Origin of the sequence: Chamaesiphon minutus PCC 6605, assembly GCF_000317145.1 — a bacterium.
GTDB classification, from domain to species: domain Bacteria; phylum Cyanobacteriota; class Cyanobacteriia; order Cyanobacteriales; family Chamaesiphonaceae; genus Chamaesiphon; species Chamaesiphon minutus.
This window is the reverse complement of sequence record NC_019697.1, coordinates 5,960,771-5,984,499: the sequence shown is the minus strand read 5'-3', so window position 1 is coordinate 5,984,499 and position 23,729 is coordinate 5,960,771. Positions and strand designations below refer to the sequence as shown.

The 23,729-nt window shown below is 44.6% G+C and carries 22 protein-coding genes and 6 pseudogenes; 18 read left to right on the top strand and 10 right to left on the bottom strand.

The window, feature by feature from the left end; all coding sequences use genetic code 11:
* Positions 1–140: 140 nt before the first annotated feature.
* Positions 141–551 carry a hypothetical protein gene (locus tag CHA6605_RS27375; RefSeq protein WP_015162607.1) on the bottom strand — a complete coding sequence of 137 codons (411 nt, stop codon included), beginning with the start codon at positions 549–551 and terminating at the stop codon, positions 141–143.
* A 179-nt stretch (positions 552–730) separates the two neighbouring features.
* Here CHA6605_RS27375 and ftsH point away from each other — a divergent pair.
* The 5 genes and pseudogenes from ftsH to CHA6605_RS37415 form a co-directional block, all read left to right on the top strand.
* Positions 731–2,653 (top strand): annotated as a pseudogene (ftsH, locus tag CHA6605_RS27370) (ATP-dependent zinc metalloprotease FtsH); the annotation flags it as partial.
* Positions 2,654–2,701: 48 nt separating this feature from the next.
* Entirely contained in the window at positions 2,702–3,178 is a 477-nt protein-coding gene (locus CHA6605_RS37420; RefSeq protein ID WP_315874958.1) for a pyridoxamine 5'-phosphate oxidase family protein, read from the top strand.
* A 408-nt stretch (positions 3,179–3,586) separates the two neighbouring features.
* Positions 3,587–4,132: a biotin/lipoyl-containing protein gene (locus CHA6605_RS27365; protein ID WP_015162605.1), complete on the top strand. Its 546-nt coding sequence runs from the start codon at positions 3,587–3,589 to the stop codon at positions 4,130–4,132.
* 217 nt (positions 4,133–4,349) lie between these two features.
* Positions 4,350–4,862: a methyltransferase family protein gene (locus CHA6605_RS27360; RefSeq protein ID WP_015162604.1), complete on the top strand. Its 513-nt coding sequence runs from the start codon at positions 4,350–4,352 to the stop codon at positions 4,860–4,862.
* A 396-nt stretch (positions 4,863–5,258) separates the two neighbouring features.
* Positions 5,259–8,167, top strand: a pseudogene (locus CHA6605_RS37415) (cation-translocating P-type ATPase).
* A 604-nt stretch (positions 8,168–8,771) separates the two neighbouring features.
* Here CHA6605_RS37415 and CHA6605_RS27350 read toward each other — a convergent pair.
* Positions 8,772–9,908: an ISAs1 family transposase gene (locus CHA6605_RS27350; protein WP_015157748.1), complete on the bottom strand. Its 1,137-nt coding sequence runs from the start codon at positions 9,906–9,908 to the stop codon at positions 8,772–8,774.
* Positions 9,909–10,041: 133 nt separating this feature from the next.
* Here CHA6605_RS27350 and CHA6605_RS27345 point away from each other — a divergent pair, with 133 nt between their 5' ends.
* On the top strand, positions 10,042–11,421 hold the full coding sequence (locus tag CHA6605_RS27345; protein WP_015162603.1) for a PAS domain-containing protein: 1,380 nt from the start codon (positions 10,042–10,044) through the stop codon (positions 11,419–11,421).
* 1 nt (position 11,422) lies between these two features.
* Here the strand turns inward: CHA6605_RS27345 and CHA6605_RS27340 are convergent, their stop codons facing one another.
* Positions 11,423–12,619 carry an ISL3 family transposase gene (locus tag CHA6605_RS27340; RefSeq protein WP_015158531.1) on the bottom strand — a complete coding sequence of 399 codons (1,197 nt, stop codon included), beginning with the start codon at positions 12,617–12,619 and terminating at the stop codon, positions 11,423–11,425.
* Positions 12,620–12,808: 189 nt separating this feature from the next.
* Between CHA6605_RS27340 and CHA6605_RS27335 the strand changes: the two genes are divergently transcribed.
* On the top strand, positions 12,809–13,813 hold the full coding sequence (locus tag CHA6605_RS27335) for a hybrid sensor histidine kinase/response regulator (protein ID WP_086936279.1): 1,005 nt from the start codon (positions 12,809–12,811) through the stop codon (positions 13,811–13,813).
* Between the two features lie 70 nt (positions 13,814–13,883).
* On the opposite strand, the gene CHA6605_RS32095 is transcribed toward CHA6605_RS27335, so the two are convergent.
* Positions 13,884–14,267, bottom strand: coding sequence for a DUF6335 family protein (locus CHA6605_RS32095; protein WP_015162602.1), 384 nt, complete (start codon positions 14,265–14,267; stop codon positions 13,884–13,886).
* A 249-nt stretch (positions 14,268–14,516) separates the two neighbouring features.
* On the opposite strand from CHA6605_RS32095, the gene CHA6605_RS27325 reads away from it, so the two are divergent.
* Both CHA6605_RS27325 and CHA6605_RS27320 read left to right on the top strand, forming a co-directional pair.
* On the top strand, positions 14,517–14,897 hold the full coding sequence (locus tag CHA6605_RS27325) for an HPF/RaiA family ribosome-associated protein (protein WP_015162601.1): 381 nt from the start codon (positions 14,517–14,519) through the stop codon (positions 14,895–14,897).
* Complete coding sequence (locus CHA6605_RS27320) at positions 14,866–15,231, top strand: phosphoribosyltransferase family protein (RefSeq protein ID WP_015162600.1); 366 nt, start codon at positions 14,866–14,868, stop codon at positions 15,229–15,231. The genes CHA6605_RS27325 and CHA6605_RS27320 overlap by 32 nt, the downstream gene beginning before the upstream one ends.
* Before the next feature lie 84 nt (positions 15,232–15,315).
* Here the strand turns inward: CHA6605_RS27320 and CHA6605_RS36365 are convergent, their stop codons facing one another.
* From CHA6605_RS36365 to CHA6605_RS27305, 4 genes are all read right to left on the bottom strand, one after another.
* Complete coding sequence (locus tag CHA6605_RS36365) at positions 15,316–15,444, bottom strand: hypothetical protein (RefSeq protein WP_269744546.1); 129 nt, start codon at positions 15,442–15,444, stop codon at positions 15,316–15,318.
* A gap of 50 nt (positions 15,445–15,494) precedes the next feature.
* On the bottom strand, positions 15,495–15,689 hold the full coding sequence (locus CHA6605_RS27315; RefSeq protein WP_015162599.1) for a hypothetical protein: 195 nt from the start codon (positions 15,687–15,689) through the stop codon (positions 15,495–15,497).
* A gap of 72 nt (positions 15,690–15,761) precedes the next feature.
* Complete coding sequence (locus CHA6605_RS27310; protein ID WP_015162598.1) at positions 15,762–16,073, bottom strand: chaperone modulator CbpM; 312 nt, start codon at positions 16,071–16,073, stop codon at positions 15,762–15,764.
* Positions 16,070–17,026, bottom strand: coding sequence for a DnaJ C-terminal domain-containing protein (locus CHA6605_RS27305; protein ID WP_015162597.1), 957 nt, complete (start codon positions 17,024–17,026; stop codon positions 16,070–16,072). The genes CHA6605_RS27310 and CHA6605_RS27305 overlap by 4 nt, the downstream gene beginning before the upstream one ends.
* 201 nt (positions 17,027–17,227) lie before the next feature.
* On the opposite strand from CHA6605_RS27305, the gene CHA6605_RS27300 reads away from it, so the two are divergent.
* From CHA6605_RS27300 to CHA6605_RS27260, 9 genes and pseudogenes are all read left to right on the top strand, one after another.
* A complete protein-coding gene (locus CHA6605_RS27300; RefSeq protein ID WP_015162596.1) occupies positions 17,228–17,551 on the top strand; it encodes a hypothetical protein in 324 nt (107 codons plus the stop codon).
* A 126-nt stretch (positions 17,552–17,677) separates the two neighbouring features.
* On the top strand, positions 17,678–18,046 hold the full coding sequence (locus CHA6605_RS27295) for a hypothetical protein (protein WP_015162595.1): 369 nt from the start codon (positions 17,678–17,680) through the stop codon (positions 18,044–18,046).
* Entirely contained in the window at positions 18,043–18,405 is a 363-nt protein-coding gene (locus CHA6605_RS27290) for an HlyD family secretion protein (protein ID WP_041548492.1), read from the top strand. The genes CHA6605_RS27295 and CHA6605_RS27290 overlap by 4 nt, the downstream gene beginning before the upstream one ends.
* Before the next feature lie 143 nt (positions 18,406–18,548).
* Entirely contained in the window at positions 18,549–19,034 is a 486-nt protein-coding gene (locus tag CHA6605_RS27285; protein WP_015162594.1) for a universal stress protein, read from the top strand.
* A 102-nt stretch (positions 19,035–19,136) separates the two neighbouring features.
* The gene (locus CHA6605_RS27280) at positions 19,137–19,637 is read left to right on the top strand and encodes a pyridoxamine 5'-phosphate oxidase family protein (protein WP_015162593.1); all 501 of its coding nucleotides are present in this window, start codon (positions 19,137–19,139) and stop codon (positions 19,635–19,637) included.
* A gap of 351 nt (positions 19,638–19,988) precedes the next feature.
* A complete protein-coding gene (locus CHA6605_RS27275; RefSeq protein ID WP_015329006.1) occupies positions 19,989–20,876 on the top strand; it encodes an IS982 family transposase in 888 nt (295 codons plus the stop codon).
* 276 nt (positions 20,877–21,152) lie between these two features.
* Positions 21,153–21,389 (top strand): annotated as a pseudogene (locus CHA6605_RS37410) (thioredoxin family protein); the annotation flags it as partial.
* A pseudogene (locus tag CHA6605_RS37405) lies at positions 21,384–22,029 on the top strand (permease); the annotation flags it as partial. The pseudogenes CHA6605_RS37410 and CHA6605_RS37405, both read left to right, overlap by 6 nt.
* A 115-nt stretch (positions 22,030–22,144) precedes the next feature.
* The gene (locus tag CHA6605_RS27260; protein WP_015162592.1) at positions 22,145–22,387 is read left to right on the top strand and encodes a hypothetical protein; all 243 of its coding nucleotides are present in this window, start codon (positions 22,145–22,147) and stop codon (positions 22,385–22,387) included.
* Between the two features lie 34 nt (positions 22,388–22,421).
* On the opposite strand, the pseudogene CHA6605_RS27255 reads toward CHA6605_RS27260, so the two are convergent.
* Both CHA6605_RS27255 and CHA6605_RS27250 read right to left on the bottom strand, forming a co-directional pair.
* Positions 22,422–22,982 (bottom strand): annotated as a pseudogene (locus CHA6605_RS27255) (HypE family hydrogenase expression/formation protein); the annotation flags it as partial.
* Between the two features lie 2 nt (positions 22,983–22,984).
* Positions 22,985–23,728 (bottom strand): annotated as a pseudogene (locus CHA6605_RS27250) (HAD-IC family P-type ATPase); the annotation flags it as partial.
* Between the last annotated feature and the right edge of the window lies 1 nt (position 23,729).

The following is a 23,729-nucleotide window of genomic DNA, read 5'->3' as shown; positions in this document are numbered from 1 at the left end:
ATTTCTTATCGATGGATGATGCATTATCGTCCTGAAAAATAGGAAAAACATCAACAAATCAGTGCCTTATCCTAGAATTAGCTCCTAATTTGAGCTAGATCGATCGCCGTAGAATACTCGACGAGCGTGGATCTCGATCGCTAACTATAATACGACCAAGACATCACCAGCAAAGTCATTACCAGCGCGATAATTACAGACAACCAAATCTTGCCATCCAAAATAAAGTTATGTTCTGTAGCGGCTTCATCCCAGTAGCCCTCAAATACTTGATGCCCGACTACATAATTGATGGCAATCGGCAGCCCCGACCAGAGTAAACCGATACTAAATGCCACTACGACCCAAGCTTTGCCATGCAGCAATAATAAATAGGCTCCACTAAACATCAACACTACTGCTACTAGATCGAAAGTGTGATGCAATGCTACTGCATAATTGCCTAGTTTAGATGCTGCTTGTGTTTTAAGTATATATTTGTCAGTTAGGAAGAGACCGACCAAAATAAACCAACAAGCGATCGTCACAAATAGCATCGATTCATTATTCATATTACCCTCCGACCCTCAAACTGAAGTTATAAATTATTGACTCATTTCTGTAATTTGAGATTAGGAGATCGAGATGAGGAACTTGTGAAGACGATAATCGCTAATTTCCTCACAAGTTCCTTGGATTTAAATCCTACAGTATAAGTTAGCTCCCACTGTAGCCAAGGAAGGTCGTTCTTATGCCGATCGACAACAAGCGCAAAACTGCCCCATCAAACTTCCCAATTTCCGGTAATTTTATCTTCCTAATTTGGCTGCTAATCGTGCTGGCATGGTCGGGTCAAGGCTATCCACGTCAGCCTTATAGCGAATTTATTCAACAGGTAGAATCTGGGCAAGTAGTCAAGGCGACTATCGATAACCAAGAAATTCAGTATGAGTTAAAACCAACTCCCGGTGCCAAATCTAGCAATCCTGCCCCTCAGAAGATATTTGTCACTAGAAAACTAGCCGAAGATCCCGAACTGGCTAAAATTCTCCGCACCCATCAGGTAGAGTATTCAGTGACCGTACCTAGTCCCCTATCAGGGATTTGGTCGATTTTAAGTTGGGTAATCTTCCCCATCCTGTTTATCTCGCTGTGGTCGAAATTTATCGCTCCCGATAAACAAGGTGGGATGGGACTATTGGGCATGGGTAATAGTAATGCCAGAACCTATGTTGCAGGCGATACTGGGGTAACTTTTGAGGATGTGGCTGGGGTCGATGAAGCCAAAGCCGAACTACAAGAAATTGTCGATTTTCTCAAACATGCCGATAAATATGTGAAATTAGGAGCCAAAATCCCCAAAGGGGTACTCTTGGTAGGCCCGCCAGGGACGGGTAAAACCCTGTTGGCAAAAGCGATCGCGGGCGAAGCTGGGGTGCCATTCTTTAGTATTTCTGGCTCGGAATTTATCGAAATGTTTGTCGGTGTGGGTGCGGCCAGAGTGCGGGGACTATTCGAGCAAGCCAAACAGCAGGCTCCCTGTATCGTGTTTATCGATGAATTGGATGCGCTGGGCAAATCCCGCTCTAGTGCTAATTCCCCGATGGGTGGGAATGACGAACGCGAACAAACATTGAACCAATTGTTGTCAGAAATGGATGGTTTTGCGTCTAATACAGGCGTGATTTTACTCTCAGCAACCAACCGCCCCGAAGTCCTCGATCCAGCCCTGCTGCGCCCCGGACGGTTCGATCGCCAGATCGTCGTCGATCGACCAGATAAAAGCGGTCGGCAGGCAATTTTGCTCGTCCACGCCCGCAATGTCAAAATGTCGAACGATGTGGATTTGCTCAAATTAGCCGCCCGCACACCGGGATTTGCAGGTGCAGATCTGGCAAATTTGGTCAACGAAGCTGCTCTATTAGCGGCACGTCACGATCGAGTCGCCGTTACCATGTCCGACTTTGAAGAGGCGATCGAGCGCATCCTCACCGGACTAGAGAAGAAATCTCGCGTCCTGAATGAGATCGAAAAAGAGACAGTAGCCTACCACGAAGTCGGTCACGCGATCGTCGGTTCGCTGATGCCGGGATCGGGATCGATCGAAAAAATCTCGATCGTCCCCCGTGGGGTAGCTGCGCTGGGCTATACCCTACAACTGCCCCAAGAAGATCGGTTTTTGATGGTGGAAGATGAATTGCGCGGTCAGATTGCGATGTTATTGGGCGGTCGATCGGCAGAAGAATTGATTATGGGCAAAGTCTCGACTGGAGCCAGCGATGATATCCAAAAAGCTACCGATTTAGCCGATCGCTATGTGACGATTTATGGCATGAGCAAACAACTGGGGCCGATGGCCTTCGACAGGTCAGCTAGTCAATTTCTCGGCGGCTGGGGCAATCCCCGTCGTCCTCTCAGTCCTGAAGTAGAGTCTGAAATCGACAGAGAGGTTAAACACCTAATTGACAATGCTCATCACATCGCTGGCGCAATTCTCGCCCACAATCAAACCTTACTAAAAGAGGTGGCACAAGTATTACTAGAACGGGAAATTCTCGATGGTCAACAATTGCATGATTATCTCGATCGAGTGGCAATACCACCGCTGTTATCCAACTGGCTGCAAACTGGAGAAATTTTAACCGATCCAAAAGCTGAGGAATCGATCTCTGTGAGCCGAAATGGTTTTAATTACAAACATTTACACGTTAGGAGCATAACTATGTTAGATATCGACGAAATGGGACGGGATGAGATCGCCAAAGTATTAATGCGAGTTGGTTACGGTCATTTGGGTTTTAATTATGAAGGCAAACCCTATGTGATGCCGATGCATTATTACCTCGATGATTCGGGTCGAGATCCGCATATTTATCTGTTTACCACTGAAGGGATGAAAACCCAGGCGATCGATCGAAACTCAGAGGTTTGTCTTCAGGTCGAAGAAGTATTTGACGATCCGCTACATTGGCGCAGCGTCATCGTCAGCGGCACAGCCAAACAGCTCAAAGATCGCGAGGAAATCGAGCGGGTGCGAGAGATCGTCAAACAACACAATCCCACCCTTTCACCTGCCATCAACCGCACTTGGACTGATGCCTGGGGACGAGCGCAGGTAGTGACGATCTATCAGATCGAGCCAAGCGAGATGACCGGACGCACGACCGATGGTGTCAGCAGCAGGCAGTTAATCGGATGAGTTGATATATTCATTCAAGCTAATAAGCTAGCCGGATTGCTAACACTCTCAAATTCAAGGTGTCACTGGTGAGCATAATATTACAACTATATATTTTTAGTTATGATGCCAATCATTTTTTGGCGTTACCGACTTGGGGTATGAAATAAGATTGATAAAATGATGATAAATAGCTGATGAAATTATTATCAGATTGGGGCATTACTACTAATTGGTGGCGAGGCGATCGTGGTGCATATTGGATAATTGCTCAAGGAATTTTACTAAGTAGCTGGGCCTAATTAAATATAAAATAATAACTCTGCTTATAACCTTGGTGCTGTTGGGTTTCGTACCTCAACCCAAACTAAAGCTAAGATAGAGAGCAGCAAGCTAAACCTACATTGTTTCGATCGCAAAAATTCCTTTATGGCAATACGTGAAGTTTTCATCGGTGTTTTAGACTATGAGGCTCCAATCAAGATTGTCTCCTGGCTGAAATCTCCTGGCGATAAGGTCGCAAGAGGTGAAATCGTTGCCGTGGTAGAATCCGACAAGGCTGATATAGAGATCGAAACCTTTTCTGAAGGCTATATTGCAGCGATTCTCGTCCCTGCTGGTGAGTTCGCACCTTCCGGCTCGGTAATCGCCCTAATTGCCGAAACCGAAGCGGAGATCGAGATCGCCAAACAGCAAGCAAACGACAAATATCCAGCGACAGCCCTACCTGCGGTTACACCCGCGACAACTCCCACCCCTCCGCCCGTCGCCGCAGTTGCCGCAACTCCCGCATTTACAATCCTCAGAAGCGAGCGACCCTTAGTATCTCCCTACGCGAGGAAATTAGCCCAGCAATATGGTATAACCGTCAAATCATTACACGGCACTGGTCCGAACAGACGCATCACCGCTGAAGATGTCAGTAATGCAGCAGGTAAATCCGTAGCAGTGTCCACTCCATCTGTAACGATGTAACTTCCCCTGCACTGGGGAAACTAGATGATTAATTTATATATCTCAGAACAGGGATGTTAAGTAGCTAGGCAGAATTAAATATAAAACGATCGACTTTGTAATTCCCTCGGTCACTACGCGATTGGATTCGGGATCGTGATTGCGATCGCCAAATCGTATTCATTATCAAACATTCGTCCAGTAATTTCGTGAGTTTTGAGTTGATGATAAATAACCTATGAAATTATTATCAGATTGGGGCGTTACAACTAATTGGTGGCGAGGCGATCGTGGTGAATACTGGGTAATTGCTCAGGGTGTTCTACTACTTATATTTGCACTGCTCCCACCGACTAGACCTAGCTCGATCGAGTTAGATTCATCTGTTTTGCAGTATATAAGCTGGATTTTGACGGCGATCTTCGGTATTTTGGCAATAGTTTTTTTGGGTCGATCGCTATCCGATCTGGGTCAAAATCTTACCCCATTACCGCACCCTAGAGATGAAGGGCAGTTAGTAAAAACTGGTGTTTATGGGCTGGTTAGACATCCGATGTATAGTGGGGTGATTTATCTGGCTTTAGCCTATGCAAGTTGGCAGATGAGTTGGATACATCTGGTAGGTTCGATCGTTTTATTCGTATTTTTTGATGCTAAGTCGAGGAAGGAAGAAGTTTGGCTGACAGAAAAGTTTTCGGATTATGCAAGCTACTCTAATTCTGTAAAGAAGTTGATTCCTTGGATCTATTAGTTGTATCTAAACTTAATTGAAATTACACTGACAATTATGTGTAGATAGTAGTTTTAGATGCGAAACTGCTACGATCGCGTAAATCAATCAACACACTTTCTGGCGCGAAATTCTCGACAAAAGCCACTAAAATTAGGGCTTCTGACAGTCGTAACGGCGTATCAATAAAATCATCGTTAAGTGGTAACCAATAGTTCTTCTACAATCGATTCGGGCAGCAAACTTTTTTACCACTAACTTACTTCAGATTAACTATTCTAGCTATTTAATGCACTGAACTATGACATTTTACGCCCTCACGAGTTCCTCACGTTGTCGATCTAGTCTCTATGATAATGTATCCAAAAAACCTCCTAATTGGGTACTGAGCTAGATCGGAAAATACAGGATTGGCATATGGCATCATCTCATCAACCGATTTGGGCATTACCCGTCGAATCAGTCTATGAAGCACTAGACAGTGCCGCCAGCGGCTTGTCTGAGGATGAAGCTGCCAGTAGATTGCAACAATTCGGTGCTAATGAATTGCCCGAACCTGCCCAGCGTCCCCTGTGGCTGAGGTTTACCGATCAGTTGACCCACTTTATGGCTTTGCTGCTCTGGGTGGCAGGGACTTTAGCGTTTATTTCGCGCACCCCCGAACTCGGTTGGGCAATTTGGGCGGTAATTTGGATTAACGCGATTTTTAGCTTCTGGCAAGAGTTTCAAGCCGAGCAAGCTCTAGCTGCTTTGAAAAAAGTATTACCGATGCAGGTAAAGGTGGAGCGAAATGGGCAACTCCAACAGATTCCGGCGCGGGAATTGGTGCGCGGCGATGTGATGCAACTGGAAGAAGGCGATCGCATTTCGGCGGATGCGCGATTGGTATCTGCGGAAAGTTTATCGATCGATGTATCGGTGATGACGGGTGAATCTTTGCCTGTCGCGCGGAATGCTGAACCAGTGAGTCTGCGGGAAACTGTACCGATTCGCGGTGGTAAAACCTTGCTCAGACAGGGCGAACAGCCATTACAAGAGCGGGTAAATCCGGCGGAGATCGCCAACCTCGTTTTAGCTGGATCGACGGTGGCAGGGGGGCGGGCGGTGGCGGTGGTATATGCTACGGGTACACAGACGGAATTTGGACAGGTGGCGCACTTGACGACAGAGGTAAAGCGCGAACCCAGTACGTTAGAAGTCCAGATTACCCGAATTGTGCGGATTATTACCGCGATCGCGATCGGTATGGGCGCGACGGTGTTTTTGCTCAGTTATTTTCTAATTGGGCTGGATATTACCGAGAGTTTCATTTTTGCGATCGGGATTATCGTTGCCAATGTACCGGAAGGATTGCTACCCACTGTGACGTTGGCGTTGGCTCTGGGTGTAAAACGGATGGCGCGACAGAATGCCTTGGTGCGGCGGCTTTCAGCGGTGGAAACTCTCAGTGCCACTACCGTCATCTGTACGGACAAGACGGGGACTTTGACCAAAAATGAGATGACGGTGCGTTATCTTTGGCTACCGCCCGATTTAGCAGCCGATCGAGCGAAATTTAATAGTCTCATCGAGATAGCTGGCGCGGGTTACGATCCGACTAGCGGGAAGATCGATCTTCCGGCTGATGGGGGCATTGTCACGCGAACCAATCTCTTACTCTTAGGCTCTGCCCTCTGTTCCAATGCCCGTCTCGTTCATCTCGAAGCCCCAGTCGGTGGCAAGAAATTGGCGATCCGACTGAAGCGGCATTACTCGTTGCGGCTGCCAAAGCGGGATTAAATTTGGCACAACGCCAACAGCAATTACCACGCTTGCGAGAAATTCCGTTTGATTCTCGCCGCCGGATGATGACGGTGGTGTTGAATTGGCAAGCTGCGGATTTATGGGTGGATGAGTTGCCCTATCTGGCTTTTACCAAGGGTGCTCCACTGGAAGTATTGAAACATTGTCATGAGATTCTGCATGATGGAGTAGCGCAGGAGTTAAGCCAAGCGGTGTGGCAGCAAGTCGTTCAGGCGAATGACAATCTAGCCTGTCAAGGGTTTCGAGTCTTGGGGCTAGCAGCGCGGAAGGGTAGCCAAGAATTGCTCGATCTCCCCGATCAGGAGCTGGAGCAAAACCTAATTTTCGTCGGTTTAGTAGCGATGTTCGATCCGCCGCGCCCCGAAGTCAAACGTGCGATCGAACGCTGTCATACTGCGGGGATTAAAGTGACGATGGTGACTGGCGATTATGGCTTGACAGCCGAAGCAATTGCGAGGAATATCGGCTTGGTAGTGGGCGAAAAAGTCCGCGTCGTTACCGGAGAAAACATGGGGCAATTATCCGCCGCCCAACTGCGACAAACTTTGAAATATCGTGGGGGCTTGGTATTTGCGCGGATGTCGCCAGAACATAAACTCCGCCTCGTGCAAGCATATAAAGACATCGGCGAAGTAGTCGCAGTTACAGGCGACGGTGTGAATGATGCCCCCGCCCTGCGTGCCGCAAATATTGGGATTGCAATGGGGTTAAACGGCACAGATGTGGCGCGGGAAGCCGCCGATATCGTCCTAACTGATGATAATTTTGCCACGATTGTAGTCGCGATCGAGCAAGGTCGATCGATCTACCAAAATATCCGTAAATTCATGACCTATATCCTCGCCTCCAACGTCCCCGAAATCGTCCCATTTCTGGGAATGGTTGCTCTCAAAATCCCACCCGCTCTAACGATTTTACAGATTCTCGCCGTGGATTTGGGTACGGATATGGTGCCCGCCCTCGCACTGGGAGCGGAGTCACCCGAACCAGGTATCATGGAACGCCCACCCCGCCCCCGCAAGGAGTCTTTGCTCAACGGTGCCTTATTACTCCGCGCTTACGGATTTCTCGGCGCGATCGAAGCAGTATTATCAATGACAGGATTCTTCCTAGTTTGGAGCGGATATGGCTACTCCTTAGCCGATCTCCAGCAAGTCACACCCGCCATTCTCGCGCACACTGCCGAGCCAGCGGTAACAGCTATCTATCGACAATCTACCACGATGACTTTAGCCGTTATTGTTGCTTGTCAGGTGGGTAATTTATTCGCCTGTCGCTCTGATTTGCGATCGGCATTTCGCCAGTCTCGATCGAATAATAGCCTGTTATGGTTTGGGATCTGCTTTGAATGTGTCGCCTTATTCGCCTTTATCGACTTTCCCCCATTTCGCTACGTCTTTGCGACAGCTTCGTTGGCACCAGGACATTGGTTGCTGGTGCTACTCTGCCCACCGCTGCTGTTGGGTGCGGAAGAACTCCGTAAAATGTGGCTGCGTAGACGACGAAGTAGCGATCGCGCGTAGAAGATGTTTGGTGAGTGTAAATTAATATTTAAGTTTAGCGATTTAATACTCGACCGAGAGAGTTTTACTCGATCGAGTAAAACTCTAAAAAGCTGGATTTTCATTATGCCTCCGTACCCTACATGTATCTTTACAGACCATTAATCGATCGAGCTATTTTTTCTAAACATCTGCTAAATATTTCTTGCTAGAATTAATAAGTAACATGAAGGCTGGTTTAGTTCGATCGAACCTATACTCTGCGCTGGCAGCATCTTTTACAATCTTATTTTCAACAGAAATTATTATCGTATTTTATTGTGTCAAGTCTGCGCTTCCCCGATAATGGAAGTCAATATAAGTTATAAAAGATGAATGGGAGGGAAAGATGCAAAGCAAATTGACACCTGACAATTGTAATAATCAGGGTGAACGCATCAAAATCGGGTGTAATTCGATCGATCAAAACTAGAATAGCTAACTCAATCGTACTTACTAACTAATTGCACTTATTACAATGCCAATTGAAACTAAAATCAAACATGAGATCCGATTAATTTAATTTAGTGTAGCAGAAAGCTCGACCAACTCATTAGTCAAGCCGAGATTAATTAGTGCAAATAAATTACAAAATAGCTTCTAAAAGTTCAGTTGAATATTCTTCGTCAAGTGTCGCCAAGAATCTCTTACTTCTAACACTTAACTTTCGACTTTTATTTTCACTAATTATGTTAACTGCTATATGTCGTAAAATCGCAAAATTAGCTGGAGCATTATCTTTCCTAATTCGACTATCATCTTCTTTAAAAGCAACATCAAGCACCCAGTGAAGAGAATTTTCTATCGACCAATGACTTCTAATTCCCTCTGCTAATTTTTGAGCATCGCTCTCTAGACTACTGATAAAATAACGAGTTTCTACACTCGTCTTTCCGCCGACAACTCGAACTGATTCTACCATGCCAATACTAGTTAACTTTTTCCATTTTTGCAGTGGATCTATTTGCTCCGCAACATCTGTTATCATTAAATAATTACGAATTTCTTCTCTACCTCTATTCATCTCTCTACTGTTGAAGCTACTCAGGTTGAGGTCTTTTCCCTGAGTTTCAATTGCTTGTTTAAATAGCTGCTTTACTTGTTTGTACAAGGTCGGTTGATTCTTTTTTACAGCAATTACATAATCTGCATCTTTTTCGACGATTTTTTTGACTATTTCTCTTTGACATCCCATTGCGTCGATGGTAACGATACATCCTGCTAAATCCAAGATTTGAATCAGTTCGGGAAGTGCTGTGATTTCATTAGATTTTCCTTCTACTTTCTTTTGACCTAATACTAATCTATTACTTGCAGCCCAGGCACTGACTGTATTAATTACACCTTGACCATTCTTTTCATCTCCTGAGTTTCGAGATTGTTTTCCATCAAAGGCAATTATTTCTCCTGCGGTTATTTTACTTATTCCTTTAATCCAACTCAGGAATGATTTATTAAATTCATCAGGATTAATTTGTGAAAATACTCTAGCAAATGTATCATGAGATGGGATTCCATTCGGTAGTTCTAGGAACTTTTCTAACCATTTTTTTCTGGCTATACCATACATTTCTATATCTATCCATCCGTCCGCCCCACATACTACAGCACAAATGGAGATCGTGATGATGTCGATTAGTTTATGTTTTTTTCCACGTTCAATCCTAATGTCTTCTATGTCGTCAAAGTGTTCTGCGATACTATGCTTAGGCTTCAGCTTCATTTTACATGATATTAGTTCCAAATCAACTTAACACAATTAATTAGCTAAAGCTATCGACGGGTATAGATTTCACATCTTTGATGAATCAAATTTACATCTAGTTTCTAAGTGTTTTTAATAATATAAGATTTAAGTGCGTTCACCCTGTTGTAATAATTTAGATGTATTAACTCTAGCTCTTCAATTTCAAAATGAGGAATTTCAAAAAATTTGCGATCTCGCTCCCTGTGGACATCACGCACTCGATCTCCATAGTATCTATTCATACATCAACCAATCCGAACTAAACATGTTGGGTTACGAGTACGATGAAGTTGTGGGGAAGATTTGCTTTCCCGATTTACTTACACCAGAAAGTAAACGAAAGCTTCGCGACAACTGTGTGAAATTTCAGGAACGGGGTTTTATTAAAGATCTAGAACTTGAGATGGTACGCAAAGATGGTAGTATCTGCCCTGTCAGTTTGAGCGCGACAATCGTCCGCGACGATGAAGGGAACTATCTAATCAGTCGAGCGGTGGTCGTCGATCCGAGCGAACGCCAGCGCGGCGAAGCCGGACATGAAGAAATCACTTTGATGCGACAAAACAGTCAGGATTTTACCGATCGGATTCTTGATACTATACCCGACCGAATCAGTATTTATAGTTTAGACGAACGACGGATCGTCTATACCAATTATTCGCTTGGCGAATTACTCGGCTATCCAACCGCAGAAATCGAGCGGATGGGCGATCGGGTTGTAGACATCCTCCATCATCCCGACGAACCAAACCCTGTAAATGCAATCGTCGGTCTTGAATATGGTGAAATTAAAGAATTTGAATACCGAATGCGCCATTTCAACGGAGAATGGCGGTGGCATTATTTACGATCTAAGAATTTTGCCTACCATCCCGATGGCAGCGTCAGTCAGGTTTTGACGATCGTTCACGATATTACTAAGCGCAAACTATCGGAGCAAATTATGCACGAGCAAGCAAGTTTGCTCGACATTGCGCCCGATGCAATGTGTGTCTACGATCTCAACTACCAAATTTTATTTTGGAATAAAGGAGCCGAACGATTATATGGCTGGCCAGCAGATGACGCGATCCGTCGGGATGCGCGGCAGTTTGACAGTCCCGACTCTTTAGCTCGACTTCCAGAGATAATGGAGATCGTTTTAACCACAGGTAAGTGGGAAGGGGAATTGACGAAAGTTACCGCCACAGGGCAACCTCTAAGTATCATCAGCCGTCGCGCCTTGGTACGAGATACCGCTGGCAATGCTAAATCGATTCTAACTGTAGATACTGATATCACAGAGAAAAAACAATTAGAATCACAATTTTTATCCGCCCAAAGGTTAGAAAGTTTAGGCACTCTTGCTAGTGGAATCGCTCACGATCTCAATAATATTTTCACACCAATTTTGGGTATTGCCGAAGTTCTCCCGCTCCAGTTTCCCAACCTCGACGGGCGCACTCAAAGTTTATTAAAAATTCTGGTTCTCCAGTACCTAATGTGCTAAATCAATAATTGAATCTCCAAGTTAGCAAGCATCTGTTTCGGAAGTTGTTGAAATTAGTGAAGCCATAAGCAGTACGCTTGATGAGCTTAATCTTATTATTAATTCCCTCAACTACACCACTAGTAGTTCGCTCATCAAAGTAAGCAACTATCTCTGTTAACCATCGCGAGATTGTGCCACAACTATTTGGCAAATGCTGCTTGGCTCTTACCAGCCAATGTCTAATTTTCAATAGTCCTCTCATCCACGATGTTGTTTTTTCCATTATCTCTCTCCATTTTTCTTTGAGTAGATGTGCTGCCCTAATGTTGGCAAATTCTTCTCTAACCTGCTTGAGCTTCTCTTGTTCTTTCTCCTCTCTTAACTCTTTTTCATTTTTTAGCAGCGCATATTTACTCGATTTTATTACTGCCAATTGCCGAGTGTATTCATTCTTTTGCTCTAATGTCTTTGCGGATTTAAGTTTAGCCTCTATCGCTCTTTTTTCTTGTTTTCTCAGCTTATCTAACTCACTATTTATTTGCGCTGTTACATGAAATCTGTCTGCTACTACTTGAGCATTAGGCATCACTTCTATCGCTAAGCTTTTATACCCTTTCCATAAGTCTATGCTGACTTCTTCGATCCTTTCCAGTACCTCTGTCCCCCATCCTTTCAGGATTTTCTCTATTTCTTCACTCTTTCTGCTTTCGATTATTGCTAATAATTTTCCTCGCTCTATATCTACTAATACTGCACAATATTTTCCTTGTCCTTTTACCATTGCTATTTCATCTATTCCCAGTTTTCTTAAATCCGTTGGCTTTTCTCCGTTTAGCTCTGCTGCTGCGTCTTCAATTATTCTCTCTATTTCTGCTGTCGTCATTACTCCTGTTCTAGCTACGCTCTGAATATCTCCTTCTAGTGCTTCTGCTAGGATTTTTTTAGCTAGTCTTGAAGTATATGTTCTTCTGCCTTTAACAAATTCTAGTTGTTCGCTAAATGGTTTTTGACATTTTTTACATTTAAATTGTCTTCTGTTTATTTCTAGGTGAACTTGCTGCTCTCCCCACGGCAAATCTTTTACTATGTATCTATTATTCTGATGTAAGCTACTACTCTTCGTTCCGCATCTATGGCATTTGCTTTCTTTCTTTATTGCTTCTACCTGTAAGATGATGCCTATTCCTTCATATTGTCGCTGCGACTCTACTCGCATTCCTTCTATTCCTAATAGCTCCGTTAGTAGCTTGAGTTCCTTTTTTGTTGCCACTTGCCCTGCCCGCCGCTCTTCTTACTATTTCTTCCTCTCTTCATTATCTTGCTTTTCCTCTCCTCGTCAGCAGTTTTGACATATTTATTTTATTTTCTTTCTCTTGTACTGCCTCGATTCTCATTTAATTAGCACATTAGGTACTGGAGAACCAAAATTCTCAGTGAGAGTACTCGTCGAGGTGTAGATTTAGTTACACAAATTATCTCATTTTCACGAGGAGCAGAAGGAAAAAACACCGCTATTCAAGTTCGCGATGTTATCGCCGAAATTCAACGGATCGTTCGACAAACTTTTCCTAAAAATATTGAAACTATCTTCAATTACGCCGATAGTTTAGCAAAGATCGAAGCAGATAGTACTCTCATCCATCAAGTATTGATGAACCTGTGTGTCAATGCTCGCGATGCCATGCCCAATGGCGGCATCCTCACAGTCAGCACTGAGAATCTAAAGATTGATGAAAACTCTGCCAAAATTCATTTGGATGCACGACCTGGCGACTATATCGCAATCTCTGTTACCGATACTGGCATGGGCATCCCACCAGAGCTAATCGATCGGATTTTCGATCCGTTTTTTACTACCAAAGATATTGGTAAAGGTACTGGGCTGGGATTATCTACGACAATGAAAATCATCAAAAATCATGATGGATTTATTAAGGTTGATAGCGAGGTCGGTAAAGGAACGTGTTTTAAAATATATTTACCAGCAACTGATACCTATGAAATTCAACCGCAACCGATTACAAAGTTAGAAAGCGGCAGTAACGAACTAATCCTGATTGTGGATGATGAAACATCGATTCGATCGATTACTAGTACCACATTAGAAACTTATAATTATCGAATATTAACTGCTAGCGATGGGATCGAGGCGATCGCCACGTATGCCGAACGTAAACATGACGTCGATGTAATTCTCCTCGATCTGATGATGCCCTCATTAGATATTTTGACTACCGTTCGGACGATCTACAAACTCAATCCCAATGTCAGAATTATTGCCATGAGTGGCTTGGTAGCCAACGAACAAATAACTCAAACGCTTCAAGAATGTGGTGTGATGGCATTCTTGAAAAAGCCTTTTACCGTAGAGCATCTTTTAAGAACGCTATCGCAGGTATGCAGCCAGTAGCTAAGATGTTGGAGTCTTTAACCAGCATCAGACCTCAATTTTTATGATGCGTCGCTCCCTGCTACTGCGGTTATTTCTTAAAATCTTCAGCAGATAGAGGATTTAGCTCCCACCGATTGGTATCGCGGTCTTCTAACATCTCGTTGGTGTGCAGCAGTTCGCGATCTGGAATTCCAATTCCAACTGAAACAGCCAGATCTTCGACATCGTTCCAATCGGGAGTAGTCACTGCGTCTCCAATTGACTCTACACCGATCTCCTCAGCCAGATCTGGTTCGGTATCTAGATCGTCATCAGTGCGATTCTCCAAAGGAGAGGCTCCGCCAACGGCAATCTCTTCCCAAATCGGTGGATCGATTACCGAGACTTGATTTAATCGATCTGGATCGACACTGGTGACTGTTGCCGATTCTGACAATTCTCGATCCTGTTGTTCGTCAACTCGATTATTCATCTGATTTTCCCTTGGCAAATTTACTGTTTGAATCGATTAGGCGTTGCCGACGCTACGCGAACGAATATCTCTAGCCAATGTAGTTTCTAGATTAATAAATATCAGAAAAATTTGAGGAACTCGTGAGGTAAAAGCCAACTTTGTCAGATCGTCGCAGCATTTGACGGTAGCAGTTATTATATTTCCTCACAAGTTCCTCAGACTTTTAGCCTACATTGATTGGTGAGCAGCTCAAGAGGTTACGAAATTATGCGATTGACTCCCCAAATCATCTGGCAGAACCTCACACCATCAGACGAAATCGAAGCCAAGATTCGCAAACATATCGCCAAGCTCGAAAAATTCTCAGATCGGCTCAGCGATTGTCGCGTTGTCATCGAAGTTCCCCATCGCCACCATCATCAAGGCAACATTTACCACATCCAGATCGACTTAACCGTCCCTGGTGGTGAGTTAATCATCAATCCGCCAGCACAGCAGGCACATGAAGATCTCCACGTTGCCATTCGCGATGCCTTTGAGAGTGCCGAACGCCAACTCAAAGAGTATGCAAGACAACGACGCGGCGAAATCAAAACACATCTGGGAGGCGAGATTGATGACGAAGACCCGATTCCGCAATCGTTCTGAGGCGGGAAAATTACTCGCCAGCCAACTCACCCAGTATGCCAACCGCCCCGATGTCCTCGTGTTAGGAATTCCTCGCGGTGGCGTACCAGTAGCTGCTGAAGTTGCCGCAGCACTCAATGCGCCCTTAGATGTCTGTCTGGTGCGGAAACTAGGCGTTCCCGGACATTCAGAACTGGCGATGGGGGCGGTTGCTGCTGGTGGGTTTGAGGTGTTGAATGAAGAATTAATCGATTGGATGCGAATTTCTGGACATACGATCGCCGAAGTCGCCGATCTCGAACTTCAGGAATTACAACACCACGATCGGATCTATCGGGGCGAGAATCGCCGCTAGCTATCCGCGATTCTCGTTCCGAGAGGCTCCGCGATCGGATTGTCATTTTGGTAGACGTGCCATCGCTGATTAATCCCATACCTCCTAAATTGAACCGATCGCACCTTGAAAACAAAACCCCTTACCAGTAAATGTTAGGGTTTTTTGGTAGTCATCCCGATCGCTCTCTAACTCAGTTCTGACGCTCGATCTCTCCTGCGGCAGCAGAGACACCGCAGCCTATTATAAAGGGAGTAAGCAGCCTGGATCGATCGGATTTAGCATCAGAACCTTTCCTCATCTATTTCCTCTAGTTCACCTAATTCAGCATCACCAGAATCATCATATAGAGATGAGAAACCAGATTTTAGCAACTCAGCTTCTTCTTTAACTAAATCTGAAATTAGCAGTTGGATCGCATACAATTTATCGGTATGATTCAGGCTCCGTAATAACTCGATCGCATCTCCTGACAGCATAAGAATTACCTTGACTAATGCAGTTGACTAACTACGTCGATCGATCGGATTGACTTAATCTGGACTGTCGATTCAAAACGAATTCGGCGACCCCGATCGATATATCTCAAGCTGTGCGCGTAATTGGGCAACCTCCTGAGCTAAATCCAGCACCATTGCCGCGCCAACTAGATTCAGCCCCAAATCTTGACGTAACCGCTGAATCTGCCCGATGCGGGCAATCTCGCGGGAATGCAACATCGAGCCTGTGGGTTCGATTACACCCAACTGCACGTAAATCTGGATAACCGAAATCGAAGTTTGAGCGATCGATGCAGCAGATTCAAAGGTATAAAGTCGCTCTCCCTCATCGGAAACCACAGTCGTCGAAAGGCTGAATGTCATAATTTAATCTCCTCTAACTGGGCGCGGGGGTTAAAGCTGCTATGTGCTTGGATTTTTTCGTAGCACTCTTGCTCGATTTCGCTAAGATCTTGGGGCGTAACGATCTGAAGTTTGGCTAATAAGTCACCGCGTCCTCCTTTGGGCAATGTCCAACCTTTGCCTCGCAATCTGAGCGATTGCCCCGATTTGATGCCCTTGGGTACTTTCATCTTTACACTACCATCGGGTGTTGGCACACTAATTTCCGCTCCTAACACCGCTTCATCGGGGCGAATCGGCACGTCGCAAACCAAGTTATCACCCTCAAATCGAAAGAAGGGATGGGGTCGTATTTCGATGGTGAGATACAAATCGCCGCGCTGTTGAGTAAACGGACTAGCTCGACCTTTACCCTTGAGCCGAATCCGACTGCCTGGTTTAGCACCTGCGGGAATGCGGACATTAATCGTGTCATCGTCGAGTTGCAGCCGCTGTTGAACGCCATGAAACGCTTGTGCAAAGGTCAGCGCGATCGCGGCTTCGGTATCCGGTGCGGGAGCTTGAGAGCGAAATCCACCGAGATCGTCAAACCCACCAGTAGCAGTTCTACGGGTAGAAGTTCTACGTCCAGATCGACCCAACAAATCGTTGATAAATGAGTCAAAGTCACTATACTGACCAAAATCTTCAACTCCAACATTAGCTCCGCTCTGTGGCGATGCTTGACCGTATCCAGGGCGATCCCAGTACTGACCAAATTGGTCGTACTGCTCCCGCTTATCTGGATCGGAGAGTACCTCATTGGCTTCGTTAAGTTCTTTGAACTTTGTCTCTGCGTCTTTATCACCAGGATTGAGGTCGGGATGGCACTTGCGGGCAAGTTTTCGGTAAGCTCGTTTGATTTCTTCAGGAGTTGCCGCTTTGCCGACTCCCAGAGTGGCGTAATAATCCTTAAAATCTGTTGCAGTTGGCATTATTGACCTCTCCAAATCTAGGAGCACTGGCTCGAAATTATCCGAATCATTGTTATTTACATTAGATTTTAAATGTGAGGATCTCGTGAGCTTTTACGGAAATTAAAGAGTCGAACGGATTAACCAGAGCGAATCTGTTTACTCACAAGAACCTCACACGATATTTGTAGGCTGAATGTGTGGGTAAACAACAGAATCTTTATGATTAAAATAATTCTAGTTTCGCTGGTATCTGTGGGGTTTTTAGTGGCGATGCCTTTGACGGTCAATGCACTGGATTCACAAATAGTCAGCCAGAACTTTGATGATGAAGTGAAGGTACACATCTCCCAAGTTCATCCCCCCTACCAAATTGGCTATACCGTTCATTACCGCAGCCCTCGCGACAGAAAATGGATTCTAGCAGGTTTCCACGCCGAGCGTCGCGATGCCGAACGTGCTGCCCGCAGATTGCAGCGGAGTGGTTTTAGAACCCAAATCAGATCGCTCGCAGCAGCCGAACGGCGTAGGACTGGAGATCGCTAGATTAACTTAGATTGAAAAGGTAAGAACTTCATAAATTTATCCAAAAATCAAACTGTCGCATCTTTTTTCTCACAAGAAACTCACAGGTTCTTTATAAAGTTAATCCGTGGTTAACAGGAGAATTTTATGAGCAAGATAATTCCGATCTCACTGATATATATCGGATTTTTAGCAGCTACACCTTGTGTTGCAAATGCACTAGACCCGCAACAATCTAGACAGAACTTTCATGGGCAGGCGAATTTGCAACTAGCTCAATATCGCGGTCGCCAAGAGCAGCGGTACTATGTTTATTACCGTAATCCACGAGATCGAGTCGGGATCTGGATTTTAGATGGTTTTCATGTAGAGCGTCGCGATGCCGAACGCGCTGCCCGTAGATGGGAGCGGCGTGGTTATCGAACCGATATTCGACTCAGAAGAGAAGCCAATCATCATAGTCGTTGGGATTGGGGTCGCGATCGCAGGATATCGCTCAAGCACAAGCTAATTTGAGTAAATCTCAGGTCACTCACAGGCAAGCGCAAGAAGATCTGCAACCCACGCAAAAGTTATATGCAGCGCAAGCCGTTTCGCAACAAGCTCTGAGTAAGGCACTCTCGACTCATGATAGTGCCCAAGCACAAGTCGATCGCGACCAGCAAGCACTCAATCTGCTCAAAGCCGGATCGCGTCCCGAAGATATCGCCCAAGCCAAAAGCGTTCTCAAACAGCGGCAAGAGGCACTCAATCTGCTCAAAGCTGGCTCGCGTCCAGAAGATATCGCTCAATCCCGCGCCCAGCGGATCGATCGAGCCACCAAAGCCTTAGTCAAAGTCGGCTTGAAAGACAGGCTGGAGAATCGTTACTCATGATGCCAATGTTGCTGCCAGAACTGGGCGAGTAATTCAGATGGTGGATGGGGTAATTGTTGAAAATGCTCACAACTTCCTCAAATTATCTTCGTAGAGTGATTGTATTAGGTCATTAGACAGATCTAACGTCACAGGAGATCTATATGTTTAAGAAAATTTTGGTGGCAATAGATGGCTCGGACAGTAGCCATGATGTGTTTAAAGCAGCACTCGATATTGCCAAGGCCGATAAGGCTAATCTTGTACTCTTGCATGTTCTATCTTTTGAGGAGCAGAATAATTTAACACTGCCGATGCCCATCGGCATGGACTATATGCCAGTTGCCAATAGTGAGACGCTGCAAATATACCAAGAACGCTGGCAGACCTACGAACAACAAAATTTAGATCTATTAAAATCGCTGGCAGATCGAGCCACCGCCGCAGGCGTTGCCACTGAATTTCACCAGGTTGCTGGCGGCCCTGGTCGCAAAATCTGTGAATTTGCCCAATCTGCGGATATCGATCTAATTGTGATGGGACATAGGGGCATTTCTGGTCTCAATGAGTTGCTCGTCGGCAGCGTCAGCAATTATGTTCTCCATCGTGCGCCTTGCTCTGTGCTGATGGACAAAACGCGATCGATTTAGCGATCGGATAGAACCCCAAGATAACTAAACTGTCCATTTCAAATCACCGATCTCTTTACTCCAGAGGCTGTACCTAAGATCGAATCTTTACAGAGAAGAATTATGCTAAATATCGATGAAATGAGTGCCAAAGAAATCCGTGAATTGCTCCACAAAGTAGGGTACGGTCATCTCAGCTTCATCTACGAAGGAAAACCCTCCGTGATTCCAATGCATTATTATCTCGAAGGTGCGGATATTTATCTATTTACAACCGAAGGGATGAAGACCTATGGCATGGATGTGAATCCAGAAATTTGCCTACAGGTTGAAGAAGTAACTGGATCGCTACATTGGCGAAGTGTAGTGGTGAAGGGTCGGGCCGAGCGGATTACAGATCGATCGGAAATCGTTGGCGTAGCCTCTCGGAACGAGAATCGAATTATGCAACTGATTAAAGCACAGAATCCCTCACTTACTCCGGCTATCAATCGCAATTGGATCGATACGTGGGGACGTGCAGATGTAAGCCGCATCTATCGAATTTCTCACTATCAGACGAGCGGAAGGATGACTAATGGCGTCAGTAGTAATAAGGAAATAAATCCACCTCATCTGATGTGACGATCTTAACTAAATCCTGATGAATTAGGTTTTTAGATAAGTAGCAATATATAAACCTGAGTTCGATGAGGCTGTGCCTCATCATCAAATCAAGTCTCTGACTGTGCTTGAGTCATAAACATCAATTATTAAAATGAGATATTTCCAAGTCATTATCAATAAGCTTTGATTATTGATAATGACTTGGAAGTAAAACGTCGATCGATAATTACAAATAATTAACAATTAATAAGTTATTAAAAGTTCTGAGGAGCGGTCGGCAAATAAAAGTACAAATAGCATTGCAACCCTTATGTATAATCTCTGATTCTGGTTAAATTAATATATATATTAGAAAACCACACTTAGATGATGGACTTAACCGAACTATTTTGTGAAATAGATGATTTCTGCCAAGATTGGCTAGCAACTTTTTCATCAATATCTTTCCCTGCCAACGGTAATAGCTTACCAAAACGCTGCGGCCTATCACTGAGCGAGGTCATGACTATTTCTATTCATTTCCATCAGTCAAGCTATCGAACATTTAAGGATTATTACCTCAAAAATGTTTGTCAAAACTTAACTGATTATTTTCCAAAGTTGGTTAGTTACAATAGAATGGTGGAGTTGATGCCAAATGTTTTAATAGCTTGCCTTTATTATCTCAACTCTCGTCAAGGTAAGGTGACTGGAATTAGTTTCGTGGATAGCACGGCTATTCCAGTTTGTCACCCAAAAAGAATTAAAAGAAATAAGGTTTTCAAAGAAACTGCCAAGCTGAGTAAGAGTTCTATGGGATGGTACTTTGGATTCAAGCTTCATTTAATTATTAATGATTGCGGAGAGATATTAAGCTGCAAAATCACACCTGGCAATGTCGATGACCGCACACATTTGCCATCAATGACACAGGGAATATCAGGAAAAATATTTGGAGACAAAGGATATATTAAGAAAGAACTATTTGAAGAATTATTAAATAAAGGATTGCAGCTAATTACGCCACTAAAATCTAATATGAAAAACAAGCTCATCTTGATGGATGACAAAATATCACTTCGGAAACGCTCGCTGATTGAAACGGTAAATGACCAGTTAAAAAATATTTGTTATTTAGTCCATTCTCGCCATCGGAGCTTGCATAATTTCATGCTAAATCTGATTACAGCATTAATTGCTTATACTCATCAACCTAAAAAGCCGAGTTTGAAGCTAGATGAGCCTGCTCAAAACTTCTTTAGTATTGTTCCTATTTAGCCGATTATTTATTTATTAACTTAACTCAATATTTTCAATCATTAATCATCTTAATGATGGGTTTTATCGTGCCAAAATTTACATAAAATTTGCTATTAAGCTGAACATGTTGTCACATCTGAGTTCGATGAGGCTATGCCTCATCGAACTCAGGTTATAACATAGTTGTGGGGCTAGAATTAGATCGAATCTACGCTTTGGGCAGTGCCCATCCTACAGGGATTTTATATTTAATTGCATTCAGCCACTTCCAGAATATGAAATAGGAGCTATATTATGAATCCGATCGAGATTGAAATCTTGGGTACAGGCTGCAAAAAGTGCCAACAGTTAGAAGTAAATGCGAAAGCAGCTTTGGCAAATCTTAATTTAACGGCTGAAGTTCGACACATTACCGATCCTGTAGAAATTGCGATGCGTGGGGTGATGGCTACACCAGCAATGACGATCGATGGCAAAGTTGTGAGCAAAGGACAAGTAATGAGTCCAGAGCAAATTCAACTACTATTGCAGGCAGCACCAATGGTAAATGAAGTTGCCATGATTCTGTTGTGGGGATTATTTGGACTAAAGGTAATGCTCATCTACATTAGTTTTGGGGTGGGCTTGGCGATCTTCTCTGGATATATTATCGGACTCCTAAAATTAGAAAAATGGGTGGAGCCATTTGTATGGGAACTACGAAAAACACGACAAATGCTGTCATCAAATGATGAAGAAAATTTATTGTTGGCGACATTAACTTGGCAGCAAAGATTCGATCAAGAAAGATATCAATCGAGTGAAATTTTCCGGGCTGTATGTGGTGGCTGGAATTGCGATCGGGGCAGGAATTCATGGGTATGTACCGACAGATTTTGTCATCCGATATGCAGGTGCAAATAATCCTTTTGCAGTACCAATCGCCGTAATTTTAGGCGGACCCCTCTATGCGAACATTGCAGGGGTAGTGCCGATTACTGAAGCTTTGGTAAATAAAGGAATGTCGATGGGTACTGTCTTGGCTTTCACGATGTCGGTAACAGCATTATCTTTGCCAGAAATGGTAATTCTCAAAAAAGTATTGCGCCCACAACTATTAGCCATCTTTATCGGGCTGATGACAATTGGTATTATTAGCATCGGCTATATCTTTAATGCGCTGCTAACTTAACCAATCCTCACAAGTTCCTCATATTTTTTGCTTACAGTAATAAATAAGCAGCCCTGACTAAATTTATTTGCCAGTAAGCACTTCACACCCGTATTCTTACAAAGAGAGGTCTTTTATGTTTTTACTGCATCGACCGACTCAAGTGCTAGTTGAAATTCTCGAACTCAGCGATCTCTTCGATCCCTTTAAAGCTGAGGTACTCGGCAGAAGTCACGCTGGCGAAGAACTTCAAGATCCCGCCTTATTTCCCAAAGCAGAAATGAGATTTCCGTCTGAAGAATCATTACCAATCTGTTGGCTAGATGGTCATTATCGCGAACATCTTCATCTCGGACAGTCGAGAATGGCCGTGTCATAACGATTAAAACGATCGCCAATATCCCAATCCCAACCTAACCAATTCTGGGGAATTGCTCGCCACTCAATAGATCGAGAATGCGAGTAGTGCCCAGCTTACTATTGAGGATAACAACAGGTGAGAGAGTTGCAACAACTTTACCGATCGCCGTTGCCGCTTCACCATTCGATCGTAAGATTGCCAACGCTCGATCGACATCCTCCGGAGCTACAAACGCCACAAACCGCCCCTCATTAGCAATATACAGGGGATCTAATCCGAGTAATTCACAGGCTCCTTGCACCTCTTCCAAGACTGGGATCGCCAACTCATCGATCGACATAGTGAGCTTGGTAGCCATCAGCAGCTCATTGAGCGCGCTAGCTAAACCGCCTCTAGTCAGATCCCGCAAACAGTGAATTTTAATCCCCGCTTGCAGTAACTCGCCCACAATCTCCGCTAGTGGCGCACAATCGCTGATAATGGTGGCTTGAAATTCTAGCCCCTCCCGCGCCGCCATCACGGCAATCCCATGTCGCCCCAGATCGCCACTGAGTAGGATCGCATCTCCAATTTGAATCGAACTAGGAGCAATTTTGAGTGGATGTTCGAGAATGGTACGCCGATCGCTAGCGTTACTGTCACCACCGCTGGCAGTCCTTCGGGAATGGCACTCACAGCTAGGGCAACTGCGGCATTTAGCCCCTCAACCCACTCGCCACCTTTACCCATCACCACCGCCAAGCCCATAATAATGTACGACTGTGCCTGACTAAACTGCTCGATCTTGCGGGTGAGTGGGGTTTTGAGTCCGCTGCTTTGCTCCATCAGTTGAGAAATCCGCCCAGTCTCTGTCTGGTTGGCGATCGCTACCACCACACCCTGCGCTTGCCCAAATGTCACCAAACTTCCTGCATATGCCATATTAGTGCGATCGGCGAGTACTGTTTCTGCGGCAAGTGGATCGACTGCTTTTTGGACGGGTAAAGATTCCCCTGTTAATCCAGCTTCACTCACTTGCAGATCGCGGATGCTCCCCAACCGGAGATCGGCGGGTACTTTATCCCCAGATGCTAGCAATACCAAATCTCCAGGTACCAGTTCGCGAGCATCGAGCCGGATTTTTTGGCCAGATCTAATCGCGGTAGCTTCAGTAGTGACAGATTTAGCCAGAGCCGCGATCGCATTTTCGGCTTTGGATTCCTGAACGAATCCGATCGTCGCATTCACCAATGTGACTGCAAAAATCGCGCCTGCATCTACCCAATCTCGGAGCAATAACGCTACAGTTCCAGCCAGTAATAGTAGATAAATTAAGGGTTGATTGAATTCCATCAGGAACCGGAGGATGAGGCTTTTCCCT